The 12,974-nt window shown below is 69.7% G+C and carries 13 protein-coding genes; 8 read left to right on the top strand and 5 right to left on the bottom strand.

The window, feature by feature from the left end; translation table 11 throughout:
• Nucleotides 1-10: 10 nt before the first annotated feature.
• Entirely contained in the window at nucleotides 11-2,206 is a 2,196-nt protein-coding gene (locus ACNR9W_RS02845) for a primosomal protein N' (RefSeq protein WP_419269139.1), read from the bottom strand.
• 127 nt (nucleotides 2,207-2,333) lie between these two features.
• Here ACNR9W_RS02845 and fsa point away from each other — a divergent pair, with 127 nt between their 5' ends.
• Genes fsa through ACNR9W_RS02820 form a run of 5 tightly spaced genes read left to right on the top strand, consistent with a single transcriptional unit; the run spans nucleotide 2,334 to nucleotide 6,119 of the window.
• Complete coding sequence (gene fsa, locus ACNR9W_RS02840) at nucleotides 2,334-2,987, top strand: fructose-6-phosphate aldolase (protein WP_419269140.1); 654 nt, start codon at nucleotides 2,334-2,336, stop codon at nucleotides 2,985-2,987.
• Nucleotides 2,988-3,010: 23 nt separating this feature from the next.
• Nucleotides 3,011-3,694: a DUF484 family protein gene (locus ACNR9W_RS02835; RefSeq protein WP_419269141.1), complete on the top strand. Its 684-nt coding sequence runs from the start codon at nucleotides 3,011-3,013 to the stop codon at nucleotides 3,692-3,694.
• Nucleotides 3,691-4,620, top strand: coding sequence for a tyrosine recombinase XerC (locus ACNR9W_RS02830; protein WP_419269142.1), 930 nt, complete (start codon nucleotides 3,691-3,693; stop codon nucleotides 4,618-4,620). Before ACNR9W_RS02835 ends, ACNR9W_RS02830 begins: the two co-directional genes overlap by 4 nt.
• 54 nt (nucleotides 4,621-4,674) lie before the next feature.
• Entirely contained in the window at nucleotides 4,675-5,250 is a 576-nt protein-coding gene (gene msrA, locus ACNR9W_RS02825) for a peptide-methionine (S)-S-oxide reductase MsrA (RefSeq protein WP_419269143.1), read from the top strand.
• Nucleotides 5,250-6,119, top strand: a complete 870-nt coding sequence (locus ACNR9W_RS02820; protein WP_419269144.1) for a 50S ribosomal protein L11 methyltransferase — start codon at nucleotides 5,250-5,252, stop codon at nucleotides 6,117-6,119. The genes msrA and ACNR9W_RS02820 overlap by 1 nt, the downstream gene beginning before the upstream one ends.
• Nucleotides 6,120-6,209: 90 nt before the next feature.
• Here ACNR9W_RS02820 and ACNR9W_RS02815 read toward each other — a convergent pair whose 3' ends face one another.
• Entirely contained in the window at nucleotides 6,210-6,401 is a 192-nt protein-coding gene (locus ACNR9W_RS02815) for a DUF1127 domain-containing protein (RefSeq protein WP_419269145.1), read from the bottom strand.
• Nucleotides 6,402-6,601: 200 nt separating this feature from the next.
• Nucleotides 6,602-7,321, bottom strand: a complete 720-nt coding sequence (locus tag ACNR9W_RS02810; protein WP_419269146.1) for a 16S rRNA (uracil(1498)-N(3))-methyltransferase — start codon at nucleotides 7,319-7,321, stop codon at nucleotides 6,602-6,604.
• Nucleotides 7,322-7,336: 15 nt separating this feature from the next.
• Between ACNR9W_RS02810 and ubiA the strand changes: the two genes are divergently transcribed.
• From ubiA to ACNR9W_RS02795, 3 genes are all read left to right on the top strand, one after another.
• Complete coding sequence (gene ubiA / locus ACNR9W_RS02805; RefSeq protein ID WP_419269147.1) at nucleotides 7,337-8,275, top strand: 4-hydroxybenzoate octaprenyltransferase; 939 nt, start codon at nucleotides 7,337-7,339, stop codon at nucleotides 8,273-8,275.
• 99 nt (nucleotides 8,276-8,374) lie between these two features.
• Nucleotides 8,375-10,558, top strand: coding sequence for an OmpA family protein (locus tag ACNR9W_RS02800; RefSeq protein ID WP_419269148.1), 2,184 nt, complete (start codon nucleotides 8,375-8,377; stop codon nucleotides 10,556-10,558).
• The gene (locus tag ACNR9W_RS02795; RefSeq protein WP_419269149.1) at nucleotides 10,555-10,872 is read left to right on the top strand and encodes a hypothetical protein; all 318 of its coding nucleotides are present in this window, start codon (nucleotides 10,555-10,557) and stop codon (nucleotides 10,870-10,872) included. Before ACNR9W_RS02800 ends, ACNR9W_RS02795 begins: the two co-directional genes overlap by 4 nt.
• A 47-nt stretch (nucleotides 10,873-10,919) precedes the next feature.
• On the opposite strand, the gene ACNR9W_RS02790 is transcribed toward ACNR9W_RS02795, so the two are convergent.
• On the bottom strand, nucleotides 10,920-12,101 hold the full coding sequence (locus tag ACNR9W_RS02790) for an amino acid aminotransferase (protein WP_419269151.1): 1,182 nt from the start codon (nucleotides 12,099-12,101) through the stop codon (nucleotides 10,920-10,922).
• 1 nt (nucleotide 12,102) lies between these two features.
• Nucleotides 12,103-12,957 carry a 3-mercaptopyruvate sulfurtransferase gene (gene sseA, locus ACNR9W_RS02785; protein WP_419269152.1) on the bottom strand — a complete coding sequence of 285 codons (855 nt, stop codon included), beginning with the start codon at nucleotides 12,955-12,957 and terminating at the stop codon, nucleotides 12,103-12,105.
• Nucleotides 12,958-12,974 lie beyond the last annotated feature (17 nt).

The raw sequence follows: 12,974 nt of genomic DNA, 5'->3' as shown, positions 1-12,974 counted from the left end.
CGGGCCCCTGTCACAGAAAGCTCTGCGGGTCGATGTCCACCGACAGGCGCAGGTTCGTGGGCAGCTTGATGCCCGACAGCCAGTCGGCGATGGCCGCCTGCAGCGGCGCCTGGCGCGGTGCGCGGATCAGCATCCGCATCCGGTGCCGGCCCCTGACCCGCGCAATGGGCGCGGGGGCGGGTCCCCATAGTTCGGCCCCGACCTCGGCAAGGGGTTGCGCCAGCCCCGCCAGGTGCCGGGCGAAATCGGCGACCACGCCCAAGTCGGGATGCGACAGGATGATCCCGGCCAGGCGGCCGAACGGCGGCATCCCGGCAGCCTGCCGCCCCTGCGCCTCGGCGTCCCAGAAAGCCTCGTCCTGCCCCGTCAGGATCGCGCGGATCACCGGGTGGTCCGGCTGGTGCGTCTGCAGCAGGGCGACGCCCGGCGCCGCCCCGCTGATGCGCCCCGCCCGCCCGGCCACTTGGCGCATCAACTGAAAGCTGCGCTCCGCCGCCCGCAGGTCCGCGCCCTGCAGGCCCAGGTCCGCATCCACGACCCCCACCAGCGTCAGGCGGCGGAAGTTGTGGCCCTTGGCGACGATCTGCGTGCCGATGATGATGTCGGTGTCGCCGTCGGCGATCTCGGCGATGGTCTCCTTCAGCGCGCGCGCCGAATGGAACAGGTCGGATGACAGCACGGTCGCCTTGGCTTCGGGAAAACGGGCCGCGACCTCCTCGGCGATGCGTTCGACGCCGGGGCCGATGGGGGCCAGCTTTCCCTCCACCCCGCAACTGGGGCAGGCCGTGGGAATGGGCCGCGTTTCGCCGCATTGGTGGCAGACGAGGCGGTTCTGGAAGCGGTGTTCGACCATGCGCGCGTCGCATTGGTGGCAGCCGATCTGCTCGCCGCAGGCGCGGCAGACGGTGACGGGGGCAAAGCCGCGCCGGTTCAGGAAGATCAGCGATTGCTCGCCCTTGGCCAGGCGGTCGGTGACCGCCTGCGCCAGCGTGGGCGAAATCCAGCGCCCCGCCTCCATCGCCTCTGCCCGCAGGTCGATCGCGGCCATCTGCGGCAGTTCGGCCTCGCCATAGCGGGACCGCAGGTCCAGCCGCCGGTACTTGCCCGCCGCCGCGTTCACCCAGCTTTCCAAGGACGGCGTGGCCGAGGCCAGCACCACCTGCGACCGGCTGATCGAGGCGCGCAGCACCGCCATGTCGCGGGCGCTGTAATAGACCACGTCCTCCTGCTTGTAGCTGCTGTCATGCTCCTCATCGACGACGATCAGGCCCAGGTCGTGGAAGGGCAGGAACAGCGCCGACCGCGCGCCGACGACCAGCCCGACCTCGCCTCGGCCGGCCATGTGCCACAGGCGCCGCCGCTCGGTCCGGGTGATGCCGCTGTGCCATTCGCCGGGGCGGGCGCCGAACCGCGCCTCGACCCGGTCCAGGAACTCGGCCGAGAGCGCGATCTCGGGCAGCAGGACCAGCGCCTGCCGCCCCTGCGCCAGGCATTCGGCCACGGCTTCCAGATAGACCTCGGTCTTGCCCGAGCCGGTGACGCCGCGCAGCAGCGTGGTGCCATAGCTGCCGGACCTGATGGCGCCGCGCAGGCTGTCGGCCGCCGCCTGCTGGTCGGGGGCCAAGGGCTTGCCCGGAAGGGTGGGATCCAGCCGCGGATAGGGCAGGTCGCGCGGCGCCTCGATCTCGGCCAGGGCGCCCATGCCCACCAGCCCCTTGACGACCGAGGTGCCGACCCCCGCCAGCTGCGCCAGTTCCGAGGCGGCAAAGCTGGCGCCGCCGTGATCGGCCACCACCTGCATGACACGGGCGCGCGCCTCGGTCTGGCGGCCCACCTGCCCCGAGCCCGGGACGATGATGCGGCGCGCGGCGGGCGGCTGGTCGATATCGGGCGCGCGCGTGGCCATGCGCAGCATCAGGGGCAGCGGCGTCAGCGTGTATTCCGCCGCCCGCGTCAGGAAATCCAGGAAGCCTGCCGAAAAGGGTTCCGCATCCAGCACCCGCGCGACCGGGCGCAGCCGTGCCAAGTCGAAATCGCCGGTCCCCTCGCCCCAGACAAGGCCCAGCACCCGGCGCGGCCCCAGCGGCACCAGCACCAGCTGTCCCTGCCGCACCCCGGTGTCGGGCGCCAGGTAATCCAGCACGCCCACCGGCTCGCAGGTCAGGACCGCGATCCGGGCGCGGGGCGGGAAAAAGGCTTGGCTCATGGGCCGCGATAAAGACGGGCCGCGCCGCCGGTTGCAAGCCCCGGCCGTGCGGCGGGACCGGTTCGGCCTTCCCGCGCGGAGCCATCTGAAGTATGACCCACCCAAAGCGTACCAGAGGAGCCGGACCATGAAGTTCTTTGTCGATACCGCCGATATTGCCGCCATCCGCGAACTGAACGACCTGGGCATGGTCGACGGGGTCACCACCAACCCCTCGCTGATCCTGAAGGCCGGGCGCGACATCGCCGAGGTCACGCGCGAGATCTGCGAACTGGTGGCGGGTCCCGTTTCGGCCGAGGTCGTGGCCGCCGATGCCGAGGGCATGATCCGCGAGGGCAAGCACCTGGCGCAGATCGCCGGCAACATCACCGTCAAGGTGCCGCTGACCTGGGACGGTCTCAAGGCCTGCCGCGCGCTGTCGGACGAGGGCCACATGGTCAATGTCACGCTGTGCTTCTCGGCCGCGCAGGCGATCCTGGCCGCCAAGGCGGGCGCGACCTTCATCAGCCCCTTCATCGGCCGGCTGGACGACATCCACCTGGACGGGATGGACCTGATCGCCGACATCCGCGAGATCTATGACAACTACGGCTTCGAGACGCAGATCTTGGCCGCCTCGATCCGCACGGTGAACCACATCGTCGATGCCGCCAAGATCGGCGCCGACGTGATCACTGCGCCGCCGTCGGTCATCAAGTCGATGGCGAACCACATCTTGACCGACAAGGGCCTGGCGCAGTTTGATGCGGACTGGAAGCAGACCGGCCAGAAGATCGGGTGACCGGCAAGGACCAGGGGACGGGGATGAACGACGCGCTTGAACCAGAGATCCGGGAACGGCTGATCTCCGACCCCGCCGCGATCCTGGCCGATCGCGACCTGATGCGTGCCCTGGTCGCCGCGCGCGAGGCCGAGGCCGGGGCCAATGTCATCGACATCCGCGGCCGCGCGATGGAGGCGCTGGAAGGCCGGTTGGATCGGCTGGAGGCGACGCATGAAAGCGTGATCGCCGCCGCCTATGACAACCAGTCGGGCATGGCGATCGTCCATCGCGCGGTGATCGGCCTGCTGGAATCGGCCGACCTGTCGGATTTCATCGGCGCCCTGCAATCCGACATCGCCCCCCTGCTGCGGATCGAGACCCTGCGCCTGGTGGTCGAGACCGAGCCCGCGATGGCCACCCTGCCCGAGGATGTCGTGATTCTCCCGCAGGGCATGATCGAGCGCATCGTGGCCGCCGGCCGTCGCGCGCCGCGGGGCGACGACATCGTGCTGCGCGCGGCCACGGCGATCACCCGGCCGATGCACGGTCGATCGCTGGCCTCCGAGGCGCTGCTGCCGCTTGACCTGGGCGCCGCGCGGCCCCGCGCCATGCTGCTGATGGGGAGCGCCGATGCCGGCCGCTTCCAGCCCTCGCATGGCACCGATCTTCTGCGGTTCTTCGCGCAGGTCTTCCGGCTGGTCCTGCTGGACCGTCTGGCGCGATGACGCACCGGCCGCTGGCCCTGGCCCCTGCGACCAGCGACGCCTTGGCCCGCTGGCTGGAGACCGAGGGGGCCGTCAAGGACCGTGCCGACCACACGATCACCGCCTATCAGGCGGACCTGATCGCCTTTCTGCACTTCATCGGCGCCCATTGGGGCCAGGCCGCGACGCCAGCCGCGCTGGCCGGCCTGCGGCAGACCGACATGCGCGCCTTTGCCGCCGCCGAACGGGCGCGTGGCCTGGGCGCCCGGTCGCTGGCGCGGCGGCAGTCGGCGGTGCGGTCCTTTCTGCGCTGGCTGTCCGACCGCGAGGGGTACGACCTGTCCGCCGCGCTGTCGGCCCGCAGCCCGCGCTATGCCCGGTCCCTGCCCCGTCCGCTGACGCCCGACCAGGCCCAGGACACGCTGGCCGAGGTCGCCCTGCACGCAACGCCTTGGGTCGGCGCCCGCGACATGGCCGTGCTGACGCTGCTCTGGGGGTGCGGGCTGCGGATTTCCGAGGCGCTGGCGCTGGACGGACGCCACTGGCCTTTCCCCGAAGGGCTGATCATCCGCGGCAAGGGCGGGCGCGAACGTCAGGTGCCGGTGCTGCCGGTGGCACGCGCGGCGGTGGCGGAATACCTGCGCCTGACGCCTTGGGTCCTGGCCCCCGACCAGCCGCTGTTTCGCGGCATGCGCGGCGGACGGCTTGGCGCGGCCAGCGTGGCCGGCTCGATGCGCAAGGCGCGCGCCGCCCTGGGTCTGCCCGCGACGGCCACGCCCCATGCCCTGCGGCACAGCTTTGCCACCCATCTCCTGGCGGCCGGAGGCGACCTGCGCACCATCCAGGAGCTGCTGGGCCATGCCAGCCTGTCCACCACGCAGGTCTATACCGGGGTGGATGATGCCCAACTGATGGCTGTCTATCGTGCGGCGCATCCGCGGGGGTGAACCGGCACAACCCGTCCCGCGTTTGGCGGGGACACCAGGAAAAGAGGCTTTTCGATGACCGAACACGCGATCTTTCACCGGCCCCTGGGGGCCAATCCACCCGCCGGCTACGATCAGGCAGTCTTCGGCATGGGCTGCTATTGGGGAGTCGAGCGCCTGTTCTGGCAGGAGCATGGGGTCTGGCTGACCGAGGTGGGCTTTGCCGGCGGCGAGGTCCAGAGCCCGACCTATGACCAGGTCAAGCGCGGCGACACCGGCCATGCCGAGGTGGTGCGGATCATCTATGACAGCTCGCTGATCAGCTATGACCACCTGCTGAAGCTGTTCTGGGAAAACCACGACCCCACCCAGGAAAACGGGCAGGGCAACGACATCGGCAGCCAGTATCGCAGCCTGATCATGACCTTCACCGACAGCCAGCGCAGCGCGGCCGAAGCCTCCAAGATCAACTATGACAACCGCCTGGCCGTGCAGGGCTTTCCCAAGGTGACGACCCAGATCGTCGATGCCGCGCAGTTCTGGCCCGCGCACGAGGCGCATCAGCAATATCTGGAAAAGAACCCTGACGGTTATTGCGGCCTCAAGGGCACCGGGGTAGAGGCCAGCATTCCCAATCCGGATCCGATCTGATGACGACCTTTACCGCCCTGACCCATCTGCAAGGCCGCGAGGCCGCCGAAGCGCTGGCCGAGGCCTGCGAGGAGCTGACCCCCGAGCCCGTCGGCACCGGCATCTTCGAGATCGAGGACGGGTCCGAGCGGTGGGAGGTGGGCGCCTATTTCACCGAAAGCCCGGACGAGATCGCGCTGGCCCTGCTGGCCGCGGCCCATGATGCGCAGCCCTTCGTCATCTCGGAACTGCCCGAGGTGGATTGGGTGGCCCATGTGCGCCGTGAACTGACCCCGGTGCGGGCGGGCCGCTTTTACGTCCACGGCAGCCACGATGCCGACACCGTCCCCGAGGGCGTCGAGGCCCTGTGCATCGAGGCCGCCATGGCCTTTGGCACCGGCCATCACAACACCACCAAGGGCTGCCTGGAGGCGCTGGACCGGCTGGCGCAGGAGGGGTTCGACGCCACCCGCATCGCCGATATCGGCTGCGGCACCGCCGTTCTGGCGATGGGTGCGGCGCGGCTGTGGCACGTGACCGTTCTGGCCAGCGACATCGACCCGATCGCGGTCGACACGGCCGCCGCCAATGTCATCGCCAATGGCCTCGACGGGCGCGTCGTCTGCATCGAGGCGGCGGGCTTCGAGCATCCCACGCTGGAACAGGCGGCGCCCTATGATCTGGTGCTGGCCAATATCCTCAAGCAGCCGCTGATCGACCTGTCCCCCGACATGGCGCGCCATGTGGCACCTGCGGGCAGGATCATCATGTCGGGGATCCTGACCACCCAGGCCGAGGAGGTCGTGGCGGCCTATCAGGCGGCCGGCTTCGCGCTGGATCGGCGCGACGACCTGGGCGACTGGACGACCCTGGTCATGACCCGCGCCTGAGCGGCAGAGGCGATCCACCCCGCAGACAAGAAAAAACCCCCGCGAGCATGACGCTTTCGGGGGTTCGTTCGTTGGTCCGGCAAGTCGGTCTCAGCTGCGGGCCGCCTGATCGATGTCGCCACGGCACAGGCCGATATCGTCCAGTTCGCGGTCCGACAGGCGGCTCAGCTCGCGGCGCGTCACGCGCGCATCCCAGAAGGACGCGACGGCCGAGAACAGACGCACCACTAGAGTACCCAGTCCCGGAGCAGTCGAGATGCGGTTCGTATCCATCATCGCCATCATGTCACCTGTGTTCAGATTGCCCCATCCGGGGGCAGTTTGCGGATGATCTGGAAATAGTTCCGGCACCCCGCAAAGAGTAGCTGCGAAAGCGACAATGCCGCTATGCAGCAATCGCAGGGAAAGCGGGGCTTTTTGCCGTAAAACTGTCGCAATCGCACCACACTATGCCGCATCGCAGCATGGACTTGCTGCTTGACCTAGCGCCAATCGCCCAGGGCCGCCTGCCACAGCGCCAGCGCCGCGACCGCCGCCGTGTCGGCCCGCAGGATTCGCGGCCCGAGGCTGACCGGGGTGACAAAGGGCAGGCGCCCCAGATGCGCCCGCTCGGCGGCAGAAAATCCGCCTTCGGGGCCGATCAGGATGGCCCAGGGGCCGGGGGGCAGTTCGGCCAGGGTGGCGGCGGGGCCGACCCGGGCCTCGTCCGCCCAGAGGATGCGGCGCGTCCCGTCCCACCCGTCCAGCAGCCGCGACAGCGGCGCCAGATCCGCCACCTCGGGCACGAAGGTGCCGCCGCATTGCTCGGCCGCCTCGACGGCATGGGCCTGGAGCCGATCCTGGCGGATGCGTTCGGAATTGGTGTGGTCGGTCTGCACGGGCAGGATCCGGGCGGCGCCCATCTCGGCTGCCTTTTCGACGATGAAGTCGGTGCGGGCCTTCTTGATCGGCGCGAACAGCAGCCACAGGTCGGGCGGGTTCCGCTGCGGGCCGGTCTGGGCGTCCGGCATCAGGCTGCCGCCACGCTTGCCCGCCTCCAGCAGGCTGGCCGACCAGGCCCCGTCGCGGCCGTTGAACACCGTGACCACGTCGCCCGCGCGCAGCCGCATGACCCCCGCCAGGTAATGCGCCTGCGCCGGGTCCAAGGGGACGGGTTGTCCCGCGACCAAGGGGTGATCTATGAACAGTCTGATCCTAGCCATGATGGGCCCGACGCTATGCAAAGCCAGACCGAAAGGCCAGACGCCGTCTTCGACGCCCCCAAGGGGAACTGGGTGGACCGCCTGGCGCCGCGGGCCAGCCGGCCGCTGCTGCGGCTGAGCCGCGCCGACCGGCCCATCGGCACTTGGCTGCTGCTGCTGCCCTGTTGGTGGGGGATCGGGCTGGCGATGATGGCGGACGGCCCGCGCTGGTTCGACCTGTGGATCGCGCTGGCCTGCACCATCGGCGCCTTCGTGATGCGCGGGGCGGGCTGCACCTGGAACGACATTACCGACCGCAACTTCGACGCGCAGGTGGCCCGCACGCGGTCGCGGCCCCTGCCCTCGGGTCAGATCAGCCTGAGGGGTGCCTATGCCTGGCTGATCGTGCAGGGGCTGGTCGGCTTGGTGATCCTGCTGACGCTTGGCCCGGCGGCGATCTGGATGGGCGTCGCCTCGCTGGTGCTGGTGGCGATCTATCCCTTTGCCAAGCGGTTCACCTGGTGGCCGCAGGTCTTTCTGGGCCTGGCCTTCAACTGGGGCGTGATGCTGGCCTATGCCGCGCATATGGGGCGCGTGGACGCGGCGCCGGTGGTAGCCTGGGCGGGCGCCATCGCCTGGACGATCTTTTACGACACGATCTATGCCCATCAGGATGTCGAGGATGACGCCCTGATCGGCGTGAAATCCACCGCGCGCCTCTTCGGCGACCGCAGTCCGCGCATCCTTGCCGGCTTTGCGCTGCTGTCGGTGGCGGTCCTGGCCGTGGCCATCGCACTGACGGGGGGCAACCTGCTGATCGCGTTCGCGGGGCTGCTGGGCTTTGGCCTGCACCTGCTATGGCAGTTGCGGAACTTTCGCCCCAATGACGGCGGCACCTGCCTGCGCCTCTTTTGGTCCAACCGCGATGCCGGGCTGATCCTTGCGCTGTTTCTTGCCGTTGCGGGGCTGCTGTGATTGCAGGAGGCCGGACGGGGCACTAGACGTTGCGCAATTGCAACAGTCCCGGGTCTTTTCCTCATGGCAAGAACGCGCCGCCGAATCTCGACCTCCTTGGTGACCGTGCTGGTTCTGGCCGGCGCGGGCGGGCTCTGCTGGGCCGGCGCCGAGACGGCGGCGACCTATCTTGAGGAGCGCACGGCCGAGGATGTGGAACGCGCCCTGACCGGCGCCGTCCATGACTGGGCCGGGGTGCAGACGGACGGGCTGCAGGTTCGCCTGACCGGAACCGCACCTTCCGAGGTCGCACGGTTTCGGGCCCTGACCCAGGCCGCCACCGCCGTGGATGCCAGCCGCATCCTGGACGAGACAACCGTGGCGGCCGTGGGCGCGCTGACGCCGCCGGATTTCAAGATCGAGCTGCTGCGCAACGAACAGGGCATCTCGCTGATCGGGCTGGTGCCGGCCGCGACCGACCGCGCCGCGATCCTGCGCGACCTGCGCGGGGAACGGGCGGCCGTGCCAGTGACCGACCTGCTGGAAAGCGCGGATTATCCCCTTCCGCCCCTTTGGGAGGCGGCGATGCGCTTTGGCTTGCAGGCGCTGCGGATGGCGGGACCGGCCAAGATCTCGATCGCGCCGGGCGAGGTCACGGTCGTGGCACTGGCCGACAATGCCCAGGACAAGGCCCGGCTGGAGGCTGCGCTGCAAAAGGCACGCCCTGAGGGGGTCAAGCTGCAGGCACGGATCTCGGCGCCCCGGCCGGTGGTTTCGCCCTATGCGCTGCGCTTTGTCATGAACGCCTCGGGGACGCGCCTGGACGCCTGCGTGGCCGAGGACCAGCCGACCGCCGCCCGGATCACCGAGGCGGCGCGGGCGGCGGGGCTGATCGGGCGGGCGGACTGTCCCTTGGGGCTTGGGGCGCCCTCGCCCGCATGGGGGGACGCGGCGGTGGCGGCCATCGGGGCGCTGTCGCAGCTGGGGCAGGGAGCGGTCACGCTGTCGGATGCCCGGATCGGCCTGCGGGCCGGCGCAGGCGTCGGGCGCGCGCAGTTCGACGAGGTCGTGGCGCAGCTGCGCCAGGCGCTGCCGGCGGAGTTTGCGCTGGAGGCGCGGCTGGAGACTGCAAAGACCGACAAGCCGGTTCCGATCAAATTCGACGCCAGCCTGACCGATTCGGGAATGCTGTCGATGCGCGGCCGGATTGCCGACGCGCAGATGCGCCAGGCGGTGGACAGCTTTGCACGATCGCGCTTCCAGGTGGCGGAAAGCGGGCTGCGCAGCGATGCGCAGGTGCCCGAGGGCTGGACCGTGCGCGTGATCGCCGCGCTGGAGGCCGTCGGCACGCTGCATTCGGGACAGGTGGCGGTGACGCCCGAACTGATCACGCTTGGGGGCGTGTCAGGCGATCCCCATGCGACCGACGCGGCGGTGGCCCTTTTGACCGAACGGCTTGGACCCGGCGCGCGCTATGATCTGGCGATCAGCTATGACCGACGCCTGGACCCTGTGCTGGGACTGCCCGATGGCGAGGAATGTGTCGCCCGGCTGAACCGCATCATGTCCGAAAGCGAGATCGGCTTTGAACCCAGCCGGGCCTCGATCGCGGGCGACCCAGCCCCCGCCCTGTCGCAGCTGGCCGAGGTCATGGCGGACTGCGGCGAGTTCCAGATCGAGGCGGGCGGGCATACCGATTCGCAGGGGTCGGAGGGATTCAATGCCGAACTGTCGCGCGGCCGGGCGCAGGCCATCGTCGCCGCCATGCGGGATGCGGGGATCGACACGACGAACATGACCTCGCGCGGCTATGGCGAAAGCCAGCCCCTGGACAGCAACGAAACCGAGGAAGGGCGCGAGGCCAACCGGCGGATCGAATTCCGCCTGCTGTCGCCCCGCCCCGTCCAGCCAAACACCCCGCCGCAGCCCGCCGCGCTATCCGGCGTGACCGGCGCGCCGCCCCAAGTCCCGCCTGCCGCCCCGATGGCCGGTCCCGACATGGAGGTTCTTGCCGCGGGCCGGTTGCAGGGCCCGCAGATGCCCCCGATGCAGGGCCCCCAGCTGCCCCAGCCCGCCCCGCCGCCGCCGCAGATGCAGGGCCCGCAGCTGCCGCACAGCAACGATTCCCCGGGAATGGTGCCGCTGACCGTGGGCGTCAGCGAAGAGTTCCAGTCGCTGGACGAGCGCGAGGAAAACCTTAGGGTGCCCGTGCAGGCAGCCGACGACACCACCCCGCGACCGGGTGCCCGCCCCGAAGGGGTTGTGGACCGGGCCGCGGCGCAGGACGAAGCGAGCGACCCATGACACGATCCGAATTCATTGCCGTGACCGCGCTGATCCTGTTCGGCGCCTTCCTGCTGGGCTGGATCGCAAGCTGGCTGGTCCAGCGCATCGCCCGCGCCGGCAGCGCCCCGCCGCACGAGGTGGAGCGCCTTGCGGGGCAGCTGCGCGAAACCCGCGAAGAGCGTGATGCCGCACTAGCCCTGCTGCAGCAGCGCGAGGCGGAACTGGCGACAGCCCAAGCCGACCGGCAGGCCGCGCTGGAGGCCATGACCGACTGCCGGAGCGAGGTCGAGGAACTGCGCACCTATATCGAACAGCGGCTGTCCCGCCGCTGACCGCGCGCCTGGAGAAACCGGGGCGGCGGAACCGCCCCGGTCCCGTCTCAGATGCCGGCGTCGATGATCGCGCGGGCCAGGACCGGAACGGTGTCGCGGTTCAACCCGGCAATGTTCAGCCGCGAATCGCCCACCATGTAGATGGCCGCGTCGGACTTGAGCTTCTGCACCTGTTCGGGGCTGGCGCCCAGGCGCGAGAACATGCCGCGATGCTGCGCGATGAAGTCGAAGCGGTCGCTGCCCGTCAGGTCGCGCAGCTCGGCGGCCAGCTGGTCGCGCAGACCCAGCATGGTGTTGCGCACCTCCTCCAGTTCGGCGGCCCAGTCGGCGCGCAAGGCGTCATCGGTCAGGATGGTGCTGACGATGCGCGCGCCATGGTCGGGCGGAAAGGAGTAGTTCTGGCGGTTCAGATAGGCCATCGACCCCTGCGCCAGGTCCCGCGCGGCGGTGTTTTCCGCCAGCGCCATCAGGATGCCGGTCCGTTCGCGATAGATGCCGAAGTTCTTGGAGCACGACGCAGCGATCAGCACCTCGGGCAGGCGCGAGGCAACCAGGCGCGTCGCCTCGGCATCGGCGTCAAGCCCGTCGCCGAAGCCCTGATAGGCCAGGTCGATCAGCGGGATGGCCCCCGATTTTTCCAGGATCGCCACGACCTGCGCCCACTGGTCCATCGTCAGGTTCGCGCCGGTCGGGTTGTGGCAGCAGCCGTGCAGCAGGACGATGTCGCCCCGGCCCGCCTGCGCGATGTCGGCCTTCATGCCGTCGAAATCGACGCCGCGGGTCGCCGCGTCGAAATAGCGGTATTCGGTGAAGGGCAGGCCCATGAAGGCCATGATCGACAGGTGGTTCGGCCAGGTCGGGTTCGACACGAAGACCCGCACGTCGGGATTCGCCAGCCGCGCCAGCTCCAGCGCCTGCCGGATCGCGCCGGTGCCGCCGACGGTCGCGACCGAGGCCAGCCGGTCGGCCGGCACGTCGCCCAGCACCATCCGTGCCATCGCGCTGCGGTATTCGGGCTCGCCGGCCAGGCCGGTATAGGCCTTGGTGGTCTGGGTTTCCCAGATGCGCTGTTCGGCGGCCTTGACCGCGCGCATGACCGGGGTGACGCCCTGCGGGTCCTTGTAGACGCCCACGCCCAGGTCGATCTTGCCCTGGCGGGTGTCGGCCTTGAATTCCTCGATCAGCATCAGGATCTTGTCAGGGGCTTGGGCTTTGAGGTTGGACAGCATCTCAGGCGTCTCCGGTTGCGATGTTCAGGTCGGCGAAGCTGCCCCATTCGGTCCAGCTTCCGTCATAGAGCGAGTGGTTGCGGTGTCCGATCCGTTCCAGCGCAAAGGACAGGATCGCGGCGGTCACGCCGCTGCCGCAGGTGGTGATGGCGGGCCTGGAGAGATCCACCCCGGCCTCCTCGTAGGCGGTGCGGATCGCCTCGGGGGCGATCATGGTGCCGTCGGCGTTGAACAGGCGGCCAAAGGGCAGGTTCCGGGCGCCGGGGATGTGGCCCGCCCGCAGGCCCGGGCGCGGCTCGTCCACCTCGCCGCGGAACCGCTCGGGCGCGCGGGCGTCGATGATCGCGTGATCCCCCAGCTTCGATGCGGCGGCGACCTGCGTCACGTCGCGCACCAGCGCCGCCTGGCGCTGCACAGTGATGTGGCGGTCGCGCATGATGGGGGGCATGTCCTCGACGGGGCGTCCCTCGGCCTGCCACTTGGCCAAGCCCCCGTCCAGCACCGCCACGTCGGTCTTGCCCATCAGGCGGAAGGTCCACCAGACGCGAAAGGCGCTGCGGACATCGGAATTGTCATAGATGACGATCTGGTGGCCGTCGCCGATGCCCATGGCGCGCATCCGGCTGATGAACATCTCGACCGGGGGCGCCATGTGCGGCAGGGCGCTGCGCTTGTCGCTGATCGCGTCGATGTCGAAGAAGCGCGCATGGGGGAGGTGGACGGCGTCGTATTCGGCGCGGGCGTCACGGCCCGTGGCGGGCATGTGCCAGCTGGCGTCGATGATGCGCAGGTCGGGATCGTTCAGATGGGCGGCCAGCCAATCGGTCGAGACCAGTGTCTTCGGATCGTCCTGCATCGCATGTCCCCCCTTGC

Source organism: Paracoccus sp. T5 (assembly GCF_048538155.2).
GTDB lineage: Bacteria > Pseudomonadota > Alphaproteobacteria > Rhodobacterales > Rhodobacteraceae > Paracoccus.
Note: the sequence above shows the minus strand (reverse complement) of the source record. Positions and strands in the feature narration are given on the sequence as shown.